Source organism: Bacillus sp. ISL-75, assembly GCF_018613095.1.
This window is the reverse complement of record NZ_JAGGQX010000011.1, coordinates 69,034-87,877: the sequence shown is the minus strand read 5'-3', so window position 1 is coordinate 87,877 and position 18,844 is coordinate 69,034. Positions and strand designations below refer to the sequence as shown.

23 protein-coding genes and 1 riboswitch are annotated in these 18,844 nt (G+C 35.8%); of the genes, 19 read left to right on the top strand and 4 right to left on the bottom strand.

Annotated elements, in window-relative coordinates; translation table 11 throughout:
- Positions 1-62 precede the first annotated feature (62 nt).
- Positions 63-194: riboswitch (FMN riboswitch) on the top strand.
- A gap of 166 nt (positions 195-360) precedes the next feature.
- Positions 361-945: an ECF transporter S component gene (locus tag J7E63_RS05095; protein ID WP_215010518.1), complete on the top strand. Its 585-nt coding sequence runs from the start codon at positions 361-363 to the stop codon at positions 943-945.
- 114 nt (positions 946-1,059) lie between these two features.
- Here J7E63_RS05095 and J7E63_RS05090 read toward each other — a convergent pair whose 3' ends face one another.
- Positions 1,060-1,308 carry a ferredoxin gene (locus tag J7E63_RS05090; protein ID WP_024030326.1) on the bottom strand — a complete coding sequence of 83 codons (249 nt, stop codon included), beginning with the start codon at positions 1,306-1,308 and terminating at the stop codon, positions 1,060-1,062.
- 261 nt (positions 1,309-1,569) lie between these two features.
- On the opposite strand from J7E63_RS05090, the gene J7E63_RS05085 reads away from it, so the two are divergent.
- The 5 genes from J7E63_RS05085 (at position 1,570) to J7E63_RS05065 (ending at position 5,982) form a co-directional block, all read left to right on the top strand.
- Complete coding sequence (locus J7E63_RS05085; RefSeq protein ID WP_215010517.1) at positions 1,570-2,607, top strand: YpbB family protein; 1,038 nt, start codon at positions 1,570-1,572, stop codon at positions 2,605-2,607.
- Entirely contained in the window at positions 2,607-4,121 is a 1,515-nt protein-coding gene (locus J7E63_RS05080; protein ID WP_215010516.1) for a RecQ family ATP-dependent DNA helicase, read from the top strand. The genes J7E63_RS05085 and J7E63_RS05080 overlap by 1 nt, the downstream gene beginning before the upstream one ends.
- Positions 4,118-4,723 (top strand): CPBP family intramembrane glutamic endopeptidase, encoded by a 606-nt coding sequence (locus tag J7E63_RS05075; RefSeq protein WP_215010515.1) that lies wholly within the window; start codon positions 4,118-4,120, stop codon positions 4,721-4,723. The genes J7E63_RS05080 and J7E63_RS05075 overlap by 4 nt, the downstream gene beginning before the upstream one ends.
- Positions 4,720-5,433: a LysM peptidoglycan-binding domain-containing protein gene (locus J7E63_RS05070; RefSeq protein ID WP_215010514.1), complete on the top strand. Its 714-nt coding sequence runs from the start codon at positions 4,720-4,722 to the stop codon at positions 5,431-5,433. Before J7E63_RS05075 ends, J7E63_RS05070 begins: the two co-directional genes overlap by 4 nt.
- Before the next feature lie 93 nt (positions 5,434-5,526).
- Entirely contained in the window at positions 5,527-5,982 is a 456-nt protein-coding gene (locus tag J7E63_RS05065) for a YpbF family protein (protein WP_214718966.1), read from the top strand.
- Between the two features lie 27 nt (positions 5,983-6,009).
- Here J7E63_RS05065 and cotJC read toward each other — a convergent pair whose 3' ends face one another.
- The 3 genes from cotJC to J7E63_RS05050 are packed head-to-tail and all read right to left on the bottom strand — an operon-like array spanning position 6,010 to position 7,088.
- Positions 6,010-6,579 (bottom strand): spore coat protein CotJC, encoded by a 570-nt coding sequence (gene cotJC, locus J7E63_RS05060; protein WP_215010513.1) that lies wholly within the window; start codon positions 6,577-6,579, stop codon positions 6,010-6,012.
- A 21-nt stretch (positions 6,580-6,600) separates the two neighbouring features.
- Positions 6,601-6,861, bottom strand: a complete 261-nt coding sequence (locus J7E63_RS05055) for a spore coat protein CotJB (protein WP_215010512.1) — start codon at positions 6,859-6,861, stop codon at positions 6,601-6,603.
- A complete protein-coding gene (locus tag J7E63_RS05050) occupies positions 6,858-7,088 on the bottom strand; it encodes a spore coat associated protein CotJA (RefSeq protein WP_214718973.1) in 231 nt (76 codons plus the stop codon). The genes J7E63_RS05055 and J7E63_RS05050 overlap by 4 nt, the downstream gene beginning before the upstream one ends.
- Positions 7,089-7,340: 252 nt before the next feature.
- Between J7E63_RS05050 and J7E63_RS05045 the strand changes: the two genes are divergently transcribed.
- The 13 genes from J7E63_RS05045 (at position 7,341) to rpsA (ending at position 18,839) form a co-directional block, all read left to right on the top strand.
- Complete coding sequence (locus tag J7E63_RS05045) at positions 7,341-7,709, top strand: hypothetical protein (protein ID WP_215010511.1); 369 nt, start codon at positions 7,341-7,343, stop codon at positions 7,707-7,709.
- Positions 7,710-7,733: 24 nt separating this feature from the next.
- On the top strand, positions 7,734-8,522 hold the full coding sequence (locus J7E63_RS05040; RefSeq protein ID WP_215010510.1) for a metallophosphoesterase: 789 nt from the start codon (positions 7,734-7,736) through the stop codon (positions 8,520-8,522).
- Between the two features lie 69 nt (positions 8,523-8,591).
- Complete coding sequence (locus tag J7E63_RS05035) at positions 8,592-9,173, top strand: genetic competence negative regulator (RefSeq protein ID WP_214718979.1); 582 nt, start codon at positions 8,592-8,594, stop codon at positions 9,171-9,173.
- Between the two features lie 242 nt (positions 9,174-9,415).
- Positions 9,416-10,693 (top strand): Glu/Leu/Phe/Val family dehydrogenase, encoded by a 1,278-nt coding sequence (locus J7E63_RS05030; RefSeq protein WP_215010509.1) that lies wholly within the window; start codon positions 9,416-9,418, stop codon positions 10,691-10,693.
- Between the two features lie 95 nt (positions 10,694-10,788).
- On the top strand, positions 10,789-11,769 hold the full coding sequence (locus tag J7E63_RS05025; protein ID WP_215010508.1) for a YpdA family putative bacillithiol disulfide reductase: 981 nt from the start codon (positions 10,789-10,791) through the stop codon (positions 11,767-11,769).
- Entirely contained in the window at positions 11,769-12,725 is a 957-nt protein-coding gene (locus tag J7E63_RS05020; RefSeq protein ID WP_215010548.1) for an asparaginase, read from the top strand. The genes J7E63_RS05025 and J7E63_RS05020 overlap by 1 nt, the downstream gene beginning before the upstream one ends.
- A gap of 114 nt (positions 12,726-12,839) precedes the next feature.
- Positions 12,840-13,529 carry a glutamic-type intramembrane protease PrsW gene (gene prsW / locus J7E63_RS05015; RefSeq protein ID WP_098931580.1) on the top strand — a complete coding sequence of 230 codons (690 nt, stop codon included), beginning with the start codon at positions 12,840-12,842 and terminating at the stop codon, positions 13,527-13,529.
- Between the two features lie 146 nt (positions 13,530-13,675).
- Positions 13,676-14,497 carry a spore cortex-lytic enzyme gene (sleB, locus tag J7E63_RS05010; RefSeq protein ID WP_251033378.1) on the top strand — a complete coding sequence of 274 codons (822 nt, stop codon included), beginning with the start codon at positions 13,676-13,678 and terminating at the stop codon, positions 14,495-14,497.
- Positions 14,498-14,510: 13 nt separating this feature from the next.
- Entirely contained in the window at positions 14,511-15,860 is a 1,350-nt protein-coding gene (gene ypeB, locus J7E63_RS05005; protein WP_215010506.1) for a germination protein YpeB, read from the top strand.
- A gap of 79 nt (positions 15,861-15,939) precedes the next feature.
- On the top strand, positions 15,940-16,119 hold the full coding sequence (locus J7E63_RS05000; protein WP_215010505.1) for a YpfB family protein: 180 nt from the start codon (positions 15,940-15,942) through the stop codon (positions 16,117-16,119).
- Positions 16,120-16,278: 159 nt separating this feature from the next.
- The gene (gene cmk / locus J7E63_RS04995) at positions 16,279-16,953 is read left to right on the top strand and encodes a (d)CMP kinase (RefSeq protein WP_215010504.1); all 675 of its coding nucleotides are present in this window, start codon (positions 16,279-16,281) and stop codon (positions 16,951-16,953) included.
- A gap of 2 nt (positions 16,954-16,955) precedes the next feature.
- A complete protein-coding gene (locus tag J7E63_RS04990) occupies positions 16,956-17,537 on the top strand; it encodes a lysophospholipid acyltransferase family protein (RefSeq protein WP_215010503.1) in 582 nt (193 codons plus the stop codon).
- Positions 17,538-17,699: 162 nt separating this feature from the next.
- Positions 17,700-18,839 (top strand): 30S ribosomal protein S1, encoded by a 1,140-nt coding sequence (gene rpsA / locus J7E63_RS04985; RefSeq protein WP_215010502.1) that lies wholly within the window; start codon positions 17,700-17,702, stop codon positions 18,837-18,839.
- Positions 18,840-18,844: the final 5 nt, after the last annotated feature.

The window sequence follows — 18,844 nt, the reverse complement described above, 5'->3', positions numbered from 1 at the left end:
TAAACCTTTTACTTAACAAAAAATGCAGAAAGCATTATAATTATATTTATAATTAAATATCGATCTATCTTCGGGGCAGGGTGAAATTCCCGATCGGCGGTATTTGAGTAAAACTCATAAGCCCGCGAGCCGTTTTGGCAGGATTTGGTGTGATTCCAAAGCCGACAGTATAGTCTGGATGGGAGAAGATGGAGGTTCTGCAAACGTTCAAAAAATTAATGTTTAATGAACGTTTATTAAGCGTGCCTTTGTAAACTCCCTCAAGTATATTTTCTTGAGGGAGTTTTTATTTACTTAGGTCTCGACTGTTTGCTGAACCTCTCTTCCTAAACGCGATGGATCAAAAAAGGAGAGAGGAAGATGAAGAAGATGAGGAAACAGAGGAAAATGAATGTAAGGGCTTATGTGTCAATTGGAATGTTGAGCAGTATTGCATTTCTGTTAATGCTAATACAATTTCCATTGCCTTTATTCCCAAATTTCTTGTTTGTCGATTTCAGCGACATCCCAGCATTAATTGCCACATTGATTTTTGGACCAATTGCAGGAATATTAGTTGAGTTTTTTAAAAATGTCCTTAATTATATTCAGACAGGAAGTTTTACAGGAATTCCTGTTGGCCATATAGCCAATTTTGCTGCTGGCATTGTGTTTATCCTGCCAACATATTTCGTATATAATAGACTCAAAACTAGAAAAGGTATGACACTTGCGTTAATCGCCGGGACAGCTATAATGGCGGTAATGATGAGTTTGTTAAATTACTTCTTCATTTTACCGGCTTATACTGCTCTTATGGGATTCCCTGATATGCGTAATTTGGTAGTCCCTGCTATCTTACCTTTTAACTTAATAAAAGGTGTTATGATGTCATCCATCTTTATGCTTCTGTTCATTCGGATGCAGGCATGGATTAATAAGAACACAACAATTAAAAGTGTCTAATAAATAAAAACAACAGGAAGGACCCATTCCTCCTGTTGTTTTTTTGTAAAAAATTAAAACCTCTCACCTTAAAAAGGAGAGAGGTAGTAGCTTAACATTTGTTTTACCTAAATATTATTCAAATTTAGTTGGATTACCATCAAAAGCTTCGTCAGCTACCTTAATGGAATCAGTAGGACAGCCTTCAAAAGCATCCATCATATCATCGATTAATACATCTGGAATTTCAACAATTCCTTCATTATCATCAAGAGTTACAAATGCAATGCCTTCATCATCATAATCATAAATATCTGGTGCTGCTGCGCCGCAAGCCCCACATGCAATGCAAGTTTCCTTATCCACAATTGTGTACTTTGCCATGAAAAAAAACCTCCCAGTAATATAAACAAAATTATTCTTACACATTTTCCATTATCAAATTGAAAACGGATAACTCATATCTATTGTAAAACTGTATCGATAACTTTTCAATAGAAAAATACCCATATACCTGTAGATTATATAGTTGAATTTCTAATTCTTACACATTTTTGGACAACAATCTACTTTATTTCATGGTAGAATAAAGAAGAAAAATGGATATTTTGTCGATAATGTACGAAAAACGGCGGGGGACTTAGTATGATGCAACTTGAATCCATTATTCTTTATAGTGTAAAACAATTAAACAGGGAACGGACGATTTACTCCGTCTATCACCTGTTGAATGGAAAAAAATCATCACAAACTATCCAAGACGCCCACCTATTTTCATTAAAAAAATTTTTTGGGATTTATGAGCAATTAACAAGGGACTCCTTTGATGAAATATATCAATCAATGGTAGAAAAAAATTGGTTAATAAATAAAGGGGAACAACGATACGATGTAACGACCTCTGGAATAACACTTCTAGAAAACAAACCATTGCCCGAATATATAAATGGCTGGACCTTTCATCAAATATCCTCTCTATTTTGGGAAAGATTGTCCCTACTAATTCAGGTAGTATCCAATCTTGCTTTTAGGGAATCAAGATATATACCCATTCAAAAAAACAAAGACGTCCATATCTGGTTAAAAGCTGCTCTAAAGGATATCACCGTACCTAGGATGGAGTTGGGGACTGCTGTCTATTCAGAGTTAAATGAATGTTTTAATACAGTGAAAGACATGGACCCATCACTTGTAGTGTTTCGGTTAACTGGTTTTCAGCAGATTGGATTAACCCCTCTTCAAGTAGCAAAAAAGCTGAAGTTAGATATTCATGATTATCAGATTGGTTTTACTAATGCCCTTCATTACTTGATTCAAAAAATAATGGAAGACGGTAATCAGTTTAAAATTTTACCTTATCTTATCCATGATCTAATGCAAGATGATGAATTAACCCTTTCCTCAAGGAAAACACAGGCATTATTATTACAAGGATATAGCCTTGATATGATTGCAAATCTTAGACACTTAAAGTTAAGTACAATAGAAGATCATCTTGTTGAATTAGCCTTAAATGTAAAGGATTTTTCCATTGATACCTACGTCGATAGTGAGTTACAAAATAAGATTTTGGAAGTTTCGCGGCAAAAAGTAACCAAACAGCTAAAAGTGATAAGAGAAAAAGTAGGTGCTGCTACTTATTTTCAAATAAGGTTAGTTTTAGCGAAATATGGTGATAGATAATGGAATTAGAAAAGGTTTTAAAAAAACATTTTGGTTATCAAACGTTTAAGACTGGACAAAAAGAGGTAATCACCTCCATTCTTGCTGGGCAGCATACACTGGCAATGCTCCCAACTGGAACTGGAAAATCCCTTTGTTACCAACTTCCTGGGATTATTTTAGATGGGCACATTTTAATTATTTCTCCTCTTCTATCATTAATGCAGGATCAAGTGGAACAATTTAAAAGATTTGGTGAAAAAAGAGTCATTGCTTTAAACTCTTTTCTTTCGGGAGAGGAAAGAAATAGGGCCCTTCATCATTTAAGTCAATATAAATTTATCTTCATATCACCTGAAATGTTGAGAGTTCCCTATATCCTTCGTAAACTTCAAGAGCTTACGATTGCGTTGTTTGTTGTAGATGAAGCCCATTGTATTTCCCAATGGGGCTTTGATTTTCGCCCGGATTATTCAAAACTAGGTGAGATCCGAAAGAAATTCGGTAATCCACTAACGCTTGCACTGACAGCGACAGCTACAATAAAGGTACGACAGGACATTGTTGCTTCACTTGATTTAGAGGAAATAGTAAAAATAGAATCGACCATCGACCGACCCAATATCGGCTTTTATGTAAAAGAACTATTTGATTACCGCGATAAACAAGCCAGTGTCCTCGAGTTTGTTGCCAAATTGAAAAAACCAGGAATTATTTATTTTTCAAGTAAAAAAGCTGCCGAACTGATGGCAACCTTACTAACAGAAAAAGGAATCTGTCAGTCTATGGCCTATCATGGCGGATTGGATCAAAATACAAGGATACTGATTCAACAACAGTTTATCTATGGGCAATTAGATGTAATATGTGCTACGAGTGCTTTTGGCATGGGTATTAATAAAGAAAATATCCGTTTTATTATTCACTATCACATGCCAATGCAAATAGAATCTTTTCTACAGGAAATCGGAAGGGCAGGTCGCGATGGCGAACCGAGTATTGCCATCCTTTTATATTCGCCAGGGGATGAACAGCTTCCAATCCAGCTTGCAGAGAATGAATTGCCATCTGAACAGCAAATAGACTGGTTGTTTAAAAAGGTAGAACATGACCATCTTCTGAAGGATGGAAAGATCAATCTAAATACGAAACTAATGGAGCTTGGCGGTTTTACCGAGATTCAATGGAGGATAGTTGAGGACTTTGTAAATAATTCATTTCTAGAAGTGGCTAGCCTTGAAAAATTACAAAGCACTATTAATGATTTTGTTAAGGAAAGATTATCCATTAAGAAAAATAATATTTATTGCATGAAAAAATGGATTGAAACCAATTCTTGCAGACGTGAATATATTTTACATTATTTTAATGAAATAATGTCTAACAAGTTAAATCCATGCTGCGACATTTGCGGGCTTCAAATAAATGATTATCAAAATATTAATTCTAATCATTTTCCTTCAGTAAAAACAAATGAAAAAAACTGGAACGACTATCTTGCTAAAATTCTAATCAATTGTGAGTTGAGGGAATGAAAAAAAAGTATTTTGAATTAATTAATGAATTAACGGATAAAGATTTGCTTTTTCACCTGTACATGACACAGGGAATTCTCTGTGTGATCTCATTAATATTAGGTTTTATATTTTTTGACCATTTCTCCTATTTAAATAATATTTCTTTGAATGACTTTCATATTATATCAATCGGTCTCCCTGTCGGTATTACAGTGGTAATGGTCGATATACTTTTAATGAAATCGCTGCCTTCGTCCTTTTATGATGATGGCGGTTTGAATGAAAGAATATTTAAAAATAGAAATTTGTTTCACATCTTTATCATTGCCCTTTTAGTAGCTTTTAGTGAAGAATTATTGTTTAGAGGGATCATCCAAACAAAAGTAGGCCTCATTTTAGCAAGTATTATTTTTGCAATCATCCACTATCGATATCTTTTTAATTGGTTTTTGTTTGTAAATATTGTTGTATTAAGCTTTTTTATTGGTTTAATATTTCAGTGGACAGACAATTTAGCAGTCACAATTGTTATGCATTTTGTCATTGATTTTTTATTAGGAGTATATATAAAATTGAAACGACCAATCAGAGAAGCTGAACAGGGAGGAGTAGCTCCATGAATAATGAAGAACCATTCAGGGACCAAGCGGAAAGATTAAAACAGCGAATAGAAAAAATTAGTGAAAAAGTCGAAGACATGGAAGTTTTGCCGCCACGGGAGCAGATACATCGCCCAAAGAAGAAAAAAACAAAATGGAAGCTAAAATATCCACTTATTCGTCTATTAGTTTTGTTCTTTATCCTCCTGCCTATAATCATATATAGTGTAATCTCTTACCGTGACGGTGCTAAAAAAATAAATGGTGTTGAAAAACTATCAGAAGAATCAGTAGGGTATGAAACGATTAATTGGGAAAGTTCTAAAGATGACGAGGAAACCCAAGAAAATCCCGATGAATCGAAGGAAGTAATTTCTGAAGCTAATGATTCAGAAGAAACTAGCCAAGAATCTAACGCCGGAGTAGAACAAACTGAAACGGCTGTGGATACATCTGTTCAACCCGAGAGTACAAATGAAAACAAAACGGATTCTCAGGTATCAGATATTAATAGTGAAAAAGAAAAAGAATCAGAAACTAGCGTAGTATCGACAGAATCAGAAGCTAGTAAAATCATTTCTCATACGGTTAAACCAAATGAAAACCTTTATAGGATAGCAATGACGTATTATCAGTCCCCAAAGGGAATGGAAATTATTATGGAGGCAAACCATCTAACGAGTAACCAACTAAATACAGGGCAGGTTTTGAAAATACCAATAAACAATTAACCGATCCAAAAGTGATCGGTTTTTTTTAAATAGAAAAACATAAAAGAAGGGACAAGTTCATATGTATATACAGAGAAATGGAGGGTGATAAAAATGGATTCTCCAATCCAATTACTTGAAAATACTGATCAGGCAACCAAGCAGGCTCTTGAAAATGTAAGAAAACGAAAAGAAAAATTTGACCGTTTTAAAAAGCGGCATATTCTTTCAATTTGGGCCACAATTATTTTAGCAGCTAGTTTCTTAACCTATTTGTATATCACAGTTGCCAGTATTTATTCCTATTCCTTTGCTGCAATGTTTTCTGCGTTTGTAAATGACTCCAATAATTTAACATTGTTGGTTTTTTGTGTCGGAATGTACGGTACAATGAATTTACTGAAAGAAAAAAAAGACAAAGCAGAAAAGGAATATCATGAATTAAGATGTGAAATTGTCGACCGCAGTAAGGATTATTGGAAAAAAGAAGAAGAATGGAAATCACGTCACATTGTTTTTGAAATGATGAAAACAAAATATGACATAAACTTATATCATGAAAAAAAATAAGAAGCAGACTAACTGCTTCTTATTTGATTAGAAAATCGTCTTTTTACCCTGTTGGTCTTTTAAAATTTCCACTGCTTCCCGGAAACGTTGCGAATGAATGATTTCCCGTTCACGTAAGAAGCGCAGACTATCATTGATATCAGGATCATCACTTATGTTAATCAACCACTGGTAGGTTGCTCTTGCCTTTTCCTCTGCTGCAATATCTTCATATAAATCTGCAATTGGGTCACCCTTAGCGGTTATATAAGTTGCTGTAAATGGAACTCCTGCGGCATTATGGTAGTATAATGCACTATCATGGTCAGCATAATGTGCTCCCAATCCAGCTGCTTTCAATTGCTCAGGCGTGGCGTCTTTCGTTAATTTGTAGACCATTGTAGCAATCATTTCGAGGTGGGCGAACTCTTCTGTACCAATATCTGTAAGAAGGCCAATTACCTTATCTGGAATCGTGTATCGTTGGTTTAAGTATCGGAGTGCAGCAGCAAGTTCGCCGTCGGCACCCCCATATTGCTCAATTAAATATTTTGCTAAGGTTGGATTACAAGTACTGACTCGAACAGGGTATTGTAATTTTTTCTCATAAACCCACATTGAGCTCTTCCCTCCCTTTAATTAAACTTGCCACGGCCATGGGGTATCTTTCCAGTTCCATGGATATCCGGAGTAGCTATTTCCAAATTGAAGCAATGGACCAAATTGACTTTCAAATGCCTTTTTGATACGTTTTCGTTCTTTTGCGTAATGATTGAATTGATTGATTGCCTCTAGGTCATCAGGATGGGTATCTAAATATAATGTGAGTTCTACTAAAACAAAGTCAACCGCTTGAAGCTGCTCCATTATTTGATAATATTCGGCAGGGACCTGTTTCATGTTGGAAGGCCCCCTTTTGCTTTCTCCAAGGAATTGTACCAAGGATCATAGAAGTCCTTCCAGAGCGTGCCAGCTCTCAGTGCTTCTTGCGGTGAAAATTGTGGAAGATTAGGTGGTTGAAAGCCCATATATAAATGTGGCGGGGTAGAGTAAGTTTTTTCAGGAATTGGCTTGCAAGGGTCAAACGGACTCGCATAAGGATGATAGGTTTTAAAGTGTGTATTCATTTTAGCCCTCCCTTTATTCAACATCATTTAATAATATGAATTTTTCGTTTTTCTATGACATAAAACCCTTCTTGATTTAAAGGATTTTCCTTTATTATCAGTTGTTGATGGATCAAAAAGAAGAACAATATTGACAAATTTACAAAGAGGCTGGAAGAACATGGGTTCAGAATTTTAAGTATCGAAGAGGACCAATAACTGAATTAGGTAATATTTTCAATCCTTCTCATACATTGTATGGGAGGGATTTTTATGTATAAAAAAGTAATGACGGATTTGGTTATTTTTCTAAGTGGATATCTGCTCATTAAATGGATTACGATTCCTCATCCATTTGTCCTTTCTGAGTTCTTTATAGGGCTTGTAATAAATCCATTAAAATTTTTTGTAGCTTCAGTGGTTTTTTTTATTGGATTTCTCGTTACCGGAAAAGTTATTCGTGAGCTGTTACATAGGACAAGGAAAATGGGGCTGAAACGAGAAAAATTAGGTATGAATCTTTTCTTGGAGTATCTCTTCCTTTTTTTTATTTTTTTCCTTCTTTTTAAAATGGGATGGGAGCAAACCCTTGTCTTTTTTAGTTTAAGTCTTTTATATGGTATGATTTCCATTGAACTTTAAGTTAAGAAATGGGGAAAAGGAAATATGGTTATTAGTTTAGTTGTCCTGTTCATCGGTGGTGTATGTCTTCTTATATATATGTTACGTGAAGCATTTTTAAATAAAGTAACAGAACATGAATTATCTTTTTCTGACTTTCCTAAATCTCTTGGCAGTGTTTCGATCTTTTTTATATCGGATATTCATAGGAGAAAGATATCGGATAAAATTATTAACCCTGTTAAGGGGAAGGCAAATATAGTTGTAATCGGCGGAGATTTAACAGAAAAAGGGGTTCCTTTTGAGAAAGTTAAAGCAAACTTGTTGAAACTAAAGCAAATTGGTCCTGTCTACTTTGTATGGGGAAACAATGATTATGAAGTAGATTATCATAAATTAGATGCCATCCTCCTGGAGTTAGGTATTAAAATATTAGATAACACCGCTGTGACTTTTGAATCAGCAGAAGGTGAAAAATTTTGTTTACTTGGTGTAGATGATTTAAAGCAAGACCGAGATCGTCTGGATTTAGCCTTACTAGATGCAGAAGAGAATAGTTTTAAAATTCTAGCAAGCCATTATCCTGATATTACAAATAAGATTCTTTCTGAACATGAAATTCGCTTAGTGTTATGTGGTCATACCCACGGGGGGCAAATTCATATTTTAGGATATAGTCCACATGAAAGAGGGAAAATAAAAAGATTAGATAATACCATTCTTCTTATTAGTAATGGTTATGGTACCACTACCATCCCTTTAAGGTTGGGGGCACCTGCTGAATGTCACTTGATTACACTAAAGTGGAATTCAGATATGGAAGGAAAAATATAGACAATTCACCAACAGGACCCCAGGGCATACACTGAAAACAAGAGTTATGTCACGGCAGGGGGCAAAATCATGCGCTTAGAACGCTTAACGGCCAATAAAATAAAAATTTTTCTAACCTCTGATGATTTATTTGACAGGGGACTCTCCAAAGAAGATATTTGGAAAGACTCCATAAAATGGAATCAGCTTTTTCATGATTTGGTGGAAGAGGCAAGTGAGGAATTTGACGTTGATATCCAAGGTTCTGTGGCGGTAGAGGTGTTCTCCCTCCAGGCTCAAGGGATGATATTGATCATTACCGTTGATGAAGCAATTGAAGATGAGGAAATTCTATATGATGGATTTATTGAAATGCAAGTAAGGATGGAAGGTTTTGAGGACCTATTGTATGAGTTTGATGATTTTGAGGATATAATTGGTCTTTCAAAACGACTGTCCACTGTCAATATTTTTGGTGGAAGCCTATATGCAATGCATAACCGCTATTATTTAGTAATGAATAATTTAGAAACTGAAAATAATATTAAGGCAGCTTGTGTTTTATCTGAATTTGGTAATGCTTCAATTCTAAGTCCGTACGTTTTAGCTGAGTATGGGAAACGAATAATCGAAAATAATGCGGTGGAAACTATTCTTCAATATTTCAAGTAATTTAGCTTCTTTTTAAGAAAGTAAGTTAGAAGAGGGCAACCACCGCCCTTTCAATCATTAAAAGCTTTTAAGATATAATTTGTAGCCATTGCAATTTTTAGAAATCCTTTAAAAATGCAATTGGCAACGTTTACATAATGGTTAAGGTAGTTGACTTTTCCTCTTGCATAAATCAATTAAAGGTGTATACTTGTGTCTGAAAGCTGACAACATTCGTAGCATTTTTTTAGGGAGGATTACAAATGGTAGCCGATAAAGATAATGAAAAGACTAATCAAGTGGAAAAGCATGATGTGTTGAAATCGACACAAACCGTTATACATAAAGCCCTTGAAAAGTTAGGTTATCCTGAAGAGGTATACGAGCTCTTAAAAGAGCCATTACGTTTAATGACAGTTAAAATTCCAATTAGAATGGATGACGGTTCCGTAAAAATATTTACTGGTTACCGTGCCCAGCATAATGATGCTGTGGGGCCAACAAAGGGTGGGATTCGTTTCCATCCAGGTGTGACAGAAACGGAAGTGAAAGCCCTTTCAATTTGGATGAGCTTAAAATGTGGAATTGTCGATCTTCCGTATGGCGGTGGTAAAGGCGGTATTGTCTGCGACCCTCGTGATATGTCCTTTAGAGAGCTTGAAAGATTAAGCCGGGGATACGTAAGAGCAATCAGTCAAATTGTTGGACCAACTAAAGACATTCCAGCTCCTGATGTGTTTACCAATTCGCAAATCATGGCTTGGATGATGGATGAATATAGCCGAATTGATGAATTTAATTCACCAGGTTTTATTACGGGTAAACCACTTGTTCTTGGAGGGTCACATGGACGTGAATCTGCAACTGCAAAAGGAGTAACAATCTGCATCCAAGAGGCTGCTAAAAAGAGAGGTATTCAAATTGAGGGTGCAAGGGTTGTTATTCAAGGTTTTGGTAATGCTGGAAGCTTTTTATCTAAATTCATGCACGATGCAGGTGCAAAAGTAATTGGAATTTCTGATGCATACGGAGCTTTGCACGATCCAAATGGTTTGGATATTGATTATCTATTGGATAGACGAGATAGCTTTGGAACGGTTACAAAATTATTTAATAACACGATAACAAATAAGGAATTGCTAGAACTTGAATGCGATATTCTTGTTCCTGCTGCAATAGAAAATCAAATTACTGAAGAAAACGCTCATAATATTCGTGCAAGCATTGTGGTAGAGGCGGCAAATGGTCCAACTACACTAGAGGCGACAGAGATTTTAACAGAACGAGGAATTCTCCTTGTCCCGGATGTATTAGCATCTGCTGGTGGTGTAACCGTTTCTTATTTCGAATGGGTTCAAAATAACCAAGGTTACTATTGGTCTGAGGAAGAAGTAGAAGAAAAACTGGAAAAGGTAATGATAAAATCCTTTAACAATATTTATGACACTGCCCAAACACGCCGTGTCGATATGCGACTTGCTGCATATATGGTTGGAGTTAGAAAAATGGCAGAGGCAAGCCGTTTTAGAGGCTGGATTTAAAACTTAACCATTGAAACATAGTGAGAAAACTCCTATCATAGACGATAGGAGTTTTTTTGTTATCCTGTATGATTGTTTTAAGGGGTGTACTTATTATGCAAATAGAAGATATCATTATTGTTGGCGGTGGCCCTTGTGGTTTAGCAGCGGCGATCGCAGTTCAGGATATAGGGAAAAAACCACTTATTATTGAAAAAGGAAATGTAGTGAATTCAATTTATCACTACCCTACACATCAAACATTTTTTAGTACAGCAGAAAAATTAGAAATTGGCGAAGTACCCTTTATTACAGAACAGTATAAACCTAAAAGAAATCAGGCGCTTGTTTATTATCGAGAAGTTGCCAAACGGAAACAGTTACGAATAAATGCGTTTGAAAAAGTTACCAGTGTATCAAAACAAGGTGAGCTGTTTCATGTTTATACCAATAAAAATACTTATTGTGCCCGCTATGTAATCATCGCTACCGGTTATTATGATCATCCCAATTATATGGAGGTACCTGGTGAAAATTTATCAAAGGTATTTCACTATTTTAAAGAAGCCCATCCATTTTATGATAAAGATGTTTGTGTGATTGGTGGGAAAAATTCTAGTGTTGACGCTGCAATAGAACTTGTGAAGGCTGGAGCGAGAGTAACAGTTTTATATCGTGGTGAAAAATACTCTCCAAGTATAAAGCCATGGATTCTTCCTGAATTTGAAGCGTTGGTCCGGGCGGGAACCATTTTGATGGAATTTAACGCTACCCTAAAAGAAATAACGGAAAATCAAGTTGTATATATAAAAGACCATAACGAAAATGTGATTAGTAATGATTTTGTTTTTGCAATGACAGGCTACCATCCAGATCATCAATTTTTACGGAACATGGGTGTAAATATAGATGGGGAATCAGGGCGACCCTTCTTTAATGCAGATACAATGGAGACAAATATTGAGGGGATATATATAGCAGGTGTAATTGCGGCAGGAAATAACGCAAATGAAATATTTATTGAAAATGGCAGGTTCCACGGTGGGGAAATTGCTTGCTCAATCCTAGAAAAAGATGCCAAAAGGGTGACAAAATGATGAAAAAAGTTGTCTTATTAACAACAGGTGGAACAATAGCAAGCAAGCCAAATAAAGATTCAGGAAAATTAGCCTCAGGTGCGTTAACTGGTGAAGAGCTCGCTAGTATGTGTAATTTGCCAAAGGACATTGAAGTCGTTATTGAATCTGTTTTTCAAAAAGCTAGTATTCATATCACATTTGATGATTTAATTTTATTAAAAAACAAAATTGAGGACTATTTTAAGGATGAAGATGTTTCAGGCGTGGTTGTCACACATGGAACGGATACAATGGAAGAAACATCCTATTTTCTTGATTTAACAATTAAAGATCCAAGAACTGTTGTCGTTACAGGTTCCCAGCGCTCGCCAGAGGATTTAGGCAGCGATGTGTATATTAATTTGCGTCATGCCATTTATTGTGCTTGTTCTCATGATTTAAGAGATGCTGGCACCGTTGTCGTTTTTAATGAACGAATATTTGCTGCAAGATATGTAAAAAAAGAACATGCATCCAATATCCAGGGTTTCAATGCATTTGGATTTGGTTATCTTGGCATTATTGATAACGATCAAGTTCATGTTTTTCAAAAACCAATCAAAAGAGAGTATTTTGAAATAGAATCATCTATTCCTCAAGTCGAAATTATTAAATGCTATATTGGAGCTGATGGGAAATTTATTAAAGCAGCTCGAGAGGCGGGGATTGCTGGAATTGTCCTAGAAGGAGTGGGACGTGGTCAGGTTGCCCCTAAAATGATGGCAGAAATTGAAAAAGCTATTGCAGCGGGAATTAAACTGGTTGTCACTACTAGCGCAGAAGAGGGTTCAGTATACACAACCTATGATTATGAAGGAAGTGCCTTTGATCTTTTTAATAAGGGAGTTATTCTAGGGAGTGACAACGACTCTAAAAAGGCAAGAATTAAATTGGCTGTAGCCCTTGCTTGCAATTTGAAGGAAATTAAATTTTAAGCTAACCAAATGTCAAACGGTTGAAGTCGGCTTAATAAATGGAATGAATCTTTCATTTTCTTTATAGAGAATACATGATACGATTAAGAAAATGGATTGGAAAAGAGGTTCATCATGCTGGGAATATTATCCGCCGGAATTGCCCCCGGACTGGCCTTACTTAGTTATTTTTATTTAAAAGATGAATATGACTCAGAGCCAATATCCTTCGTTCTAAGGACATTTATGTACGGAGCCCTTCTTGTGTTTCCAATCATGTTTATCCAGCATGTACTTGAAACAGAACATATAATTAAATCTGATCTTTTCAATGCGTTTCTTAGCTCAGGTCTATTTGAAGAGTTTTTCAAATGGTTTATCCTCTTTTATGTTGTTTATCAGCATGTAGAGTTTGATGAACCCTTTGATGGAATTGTCTATGGAGTAGCTGTTTCACTTGGTTTTGCTACAATAGAAAATGTCTTCTATTTAATAGCTAATGGAATCGAGCATGCGGTAACACGTGCATTATTACCTGTTTCAAGTCACGCTTTATTTGGTGTTATTATGGGCTTTTATATTGGAAAAGCTAAGTTTACGGAAGGGAATAAAGCTAAATGGGTTATATTTTCCCTTCTCTTACCATTTCTTCTGCACGGTGCATACGATTTTATCTTAATTTCCCAAGAAAATTGGCTCTTTATTATTTTTCCTTTTATGATTTTTCTTTGGTGGTTTGGACTAAGGAAAGTGAAAAAAGCTAAAATATTAAGTGCCAATCATATGAAAAAACAATATGCTGTCCAAAAAACCCTTCATTTGTAAAGGGTTTTTTTTTTATTCTCATTAAGATGGAATAAAAACACCATTTAAACAAAAAATAGGTTTACTGATAAAAGATTTACAATGGGGGTTAATATTCCATGATAAAGAAAAAAATCCTGCTAAAATTTTTCATATTAATCTTTCTTATGTTTGGGACATCTTCGTTTATTGAAAGCAAGGAGGTCAGAGCTTTCTCTAATCAGATTATCCAAAAAGGTGCGGTCGGTGATGATGTCATTGAACTGCAATCCAGGCTCCAGTATCTTGGATTTTACCATGGGGAGATTGATGGGGTATTCGGATGGAGTACGTATTGGGCGTTAAGAAATTTTCAATATGAATTTGGGCTGCCAATTGATGGATTGGCGGGGTGGCCAACAAAATTAAAACTAGCCAAAGCAAGCAAATACAATGAACAGTTTGTAAAAAAGCAAATAAACTCAGGTAACAAATTTACACATTACGGTGGGGTAGATGAAAGTAAACAAAGTGTCCCTAATCCAGCAAACAAAGCACCAGGAAAACAAACACCAAAAAATACAGCTCAAAAAAACACTTCACCAAAAAAAGGGACACCCAAAAAGCCAACAGCTGCTAACATACCAAATGGTTATTCACAAAATGATATCCAATTGATGGCTAATGCCGTTTATGGAGAATCAAGGGGCGAACCTTATACAGGTCAAGTTGCTGTTGCAGCTGTTATTCTCAATAGGGTAAATAGTTCAACATTTCCTAATACAGTTTCAGGAGTAATTTTTGAGCCTGGTGCTTTCACGGCTGTTGCTGATGGGCAAATTTGGCTAACACCAAATGAAAATGCTAAGAAAGCCGTAGTAGATGCAATCAATGGTTGGGACCCAACTGGAGAGGCATTATACTATTTTAACCCAGATACTGCTACTAGCGGCTGGATATGGGGACGACCTCAAATAAAACAAATCGGGAAACATATTTTTTGCAAATAGAGGGTGAATAGAATTGATTAGAGGAATATTAATAGGTGTTCTCGCTGTAGGTGTCGCGGGAACAGCCTATTGGGGCTACCAAGAACATCAGGAAAAAAATGCAATATTAATAAATGCAGAAAATACTTATCAACGAGCATTCCATGATCTTTCCTACCAAGTGGATTTATTACACGATAAGATTGGAACAACCCTTGCAATGAATTCAAGGCAATCATTGTCTCCATCGTTAATTGAGGTATGGAGGATTACTTCAGAAGCACATAGTGATGTAGGGCAACTGCCGTTAACATTACTACCTTTTAACAAGACGGAGGAATTCTTGGCCAAAATTGGAAACTTCAGCTATCGAACCGCTGTTAGGGATTTAGACAAGGAACCATTGTCAAAGGATGAATACAACACTTTAAAGGTACTTTATAAGCAGTCTGGTGATATTCAGGATGACCTTCGAAAAGTACAGCATATGGTACTCAAAAATAACCTTCGCTGGATGGATGTTGAGCTTGCTCTGGCTTCTGGCAAGGAAACTACGGATAATACAATAATTGACGGCTTTAAATCTGTAGAAAAGACAGTGACAGGGTATGAAGAATCGGACTTGGGCCCAACTTTTGTAAATATGCAAAAAAAGGATGAAAATTTTAAAAAAATCAAAGGAAAAACGATTTCCAAGCAAGAAGCAATTAAGATCGCCAAAAAGTACATGAAAATTGATGGGAATTCCGAAGTGAAGGTTACTGAAAATGGAAAAGGTTCGGATTATGGTTTTTATAGTGTTTCCATAAAAAATAAGAAAACCGGTGATGAAGGCAGTATGGACATTACCAAAAAAGCGGGACATCCAATTTGGTTTATTAACCATCGAGATGTAAAAAAACAAGTTCTCAGTTTAAATGATGCTGATAATAAGGCAGCAACTTTTCTAAAAGAAACAGGTTTTAAAGATTTAGAGATATTTGAAAGCACACAATATGACAATATCGGTGTTTTCAATTTTGTTTCAAAAATAAATGGTATTAGAATTTACCCTGAATCGATTAAAGTTAAAGTTGCTTTGGACAATGGCGATATTATTGGTGTATCCGCTGAGGAGTATTTAAAATCTTTTCAGACAAGGAAAATAGAAAAACCTGCTATTTCTTTAGAACAAGCCCGGGCAAAGGTGAATCCTAACTTTAAAGTAATGGAAGACCGACAGGCAATTATAATAAATGACCTTAACGAAGAGGTGCTTTGTTATGAGTTCCTTGGGACAATCGATGATGATACCTATCGTATTTTTATTAATGCAAAAAGCGGTGTAGAAGAAGATGTTGAAAAAATGAAGAATGCTGAGACGGTATATGAAGACGTGATATAAGGAAGAGCAATTGCTTTTCCTTATATTTTTTTCAAATAACTCCAATAATAAATATATATTGATTTGTGGAGTGGATGTTATGAAAAAGGTAGAAAGAGTTTTAATTAAAGTTGTCATCATACAGTTTATTTTTCTATTTTTTGCACAGTTATTTTTTCATCAGTTGGATGTCTTTCCTCAAGTAAAACAATTGGCAAAATACGAAGGGGTAAATGAAAATACATATACTGATATTCTTGAAACCTTCCAGGGAAAATGAGAAAGCAGGCCTGCCTGCTTTCTTTTGATTGAACATAATTATAATTGTCATTAAATTTCATTTTTATAGTCGTAAAAAAAAGAGGCATTGATATATCTTGTGGTAAAATAAATAGTAGACAACATCTAAGATATTCATGATGGCAAAATAGGAGGATTTATGAAAAAAAAAATATCAATCGCAATAGACGGCCCTGCTGCAGCCGGTAAGAGTACAGTTGCAAAAATTGTAGCAGAAAAACTTTCTTATATTTATATCGATACTGGTGCTATGTACCGGGCATTAACATATAAGGCAATAGTTAATCAGCTAAATTTAGAAGATGAAGATTCATTATTAGAGACATTATTATCTACGGATATTAAATTGCTGCCTTCAGAGAGTGGGCAATTAGTATATCTAGACGATCGGGATGTGACAGATGAGATTCGTTTTGCTGAAGTAACTAATTCGACTTCATATGTTGCTAAACATCAGAAGGTCCGTGAAGAAATGGTCAGAAGACAACAAGCTTTTGCCTCTGAAGGCGGAGTTGTAATGGATGGTAGGGACATCGGGACACATGTATTGCCAGGTGCAGAGGTAAAGGTATTCTTACTTGCTAGTGTCGAGGAAAGAGCTGAGAGGCGTCATATTGAAAATGTCCAAAAAGGATTTCCATCCGACTTAGAAAAGTTGAAAGAAGAAATTGCTCGTAGAGATAAAATCGACTCAGAGAGAGAAATAGCACCACTGAAAAAAGCCGATGATGCAATTGAAATTGATACAACCTCTTTGACAATTCCTGATGTTGTTGAAAAAATAATGACGTTGGTGCACGAAAGGATTGGATAAGTGTGACGTTTTATGCGTTTGCAAGGTCAGTTGTATATGGAGTTTTTAAGCCGTGGTACAGGATTGAAGCCATCGGACGTGAACAATTCCCGAAAGAGGGCGGGGTTCTTCTTTGTTCTAATCATATCCATAATTTCGATCCTATGGTTGTAGGAATCATGGCACCACGACCTATTCACTATATGGCAAAAGAAGAGATTTTTTCTGTACCTGTTTTAGGTAATATTGTTAGGAAATGCAATGCATTTCCGGTTAAAAGGGGATTTAACGATCGTGAAGCACTTAGAACAGGTTTAAAGCTTTTAAAGGATGGTCATGTTTTCGGTCTTTTTCCAGAGGGAACAAGGAGTAAGACTGGGGAATTAGGAAAAGGACTTTCCGGAGCAGGATTTTTTGCTCTAAGATCAACAGCAGCGGTTGTACCTTGTGCTATTATTGGACCGTATAGAAGTTTCCGAAAATTAAAGGTCGTCTATGGACAACCCATTGACCTGGAAGAAATGAGAAAAGAGAAAGCTTCAGCAGAACAAGTTACTGAATTAATTATGTCAAAGATTGAAAAACTTAAAAAAGAACATCAATAGGTTCTGCTTGACAAAAAAGACTATTTGTAAGAAGTTAATGGAAAGAGTTTTTTTTGAAAATTCACTGCTTTTAGGTTTGTTTTATATATGTTGTATGCTGCGTGGCATCCACCAGTTCATATATAGAATTTTTAGGAGTAAATGGATTAAGGAGGAATACATATGTCGGAAGAATTAAATCAAGTAGAAGTGAGAAACTTTGAAATCGGGGATAAAGTGACAGGACAAGTTACTAAAGTAGAAGAAAAGCAGGTGCTCGTGGATATCCAAGGCAGCAAAATTGATGGAATCATCCCAATCAGTGAACTTTCAAGCCTGCATATTGAAAAGGCATCAGATGCAGTCGCAGTTGGTGATGAATTAGAATTAGAAGTTTTAAAAGTAGAGGAAGAAGCGATTATCCTTTCCAAAAGGAAAGTAGATGCAGAAAAAGCATGGGAGAGTTTAGAAAAACAATTCCAAAGTGGAGAAGTTTTTGAAGCTGAGGTTAAAGACGTCGTAAAAGGCGGACTTGTTGTTGATCTCGGAGTTCGTGGTTTTGTACCAGCATCCCTCGTTGAAGCTCATTTTGTAGAAGATTTCAGCGATTATAAAGGCCGTATCCTAACCTTTAAAATAGTAGAACTTGATAAGGAAAAGAATCGATTAATTCTTTCTCATCGAGCTGTTGTAGAACAAGAAAAAGGTAAACAAAAACAAAATCGCCTAACTGCAGTTCAAGTTGGCCAAATTATTGATGGTACAGTTCAAAGAATCACTGATTTTGGGGCATTCGTAGATATTGGCGGCATTGACGGTCTTGTTCATATTTCCCAATTATCTTATGAGCACATCGATAAGCCTTCTGATGTAGTTCATGAAGGGCAACAAGTACAGGTTAAGGTATTGAGTGTTGATCGTGATAATGAAAGGATTTCTTTATCGATTAAAGAAACACTTCCTGGACCTTGGTCAAATATTTCCGAAAAAGCACCAAAAGGAACCGTCTTAAAAGGAAAAGTGAAAAGATTGGTTTCTTATGGAGCATTTGTCGAAGTATTTCCAGGTGTTGAAGGGCTGGTTCATATCTCTCAAATTGCCCATAAACACATCGGTACACCACATGAAGTATTGAAAGAAGGACAGGAAGTAGATGTCAAAGTTCTTGAGGCAAATGAGTCAGATCAACGTTTATCCTTAAGCATTAAAGAACTTCTTGAAAAAGAGTATGAGGAAAACCATGACTATGAACTTCCTGAAGAGTCAAAAGGCTTTCAGCTTGGAGAAGTTATTGGAGATAAATTAAAGAATCTAGGAAAATAATGGTG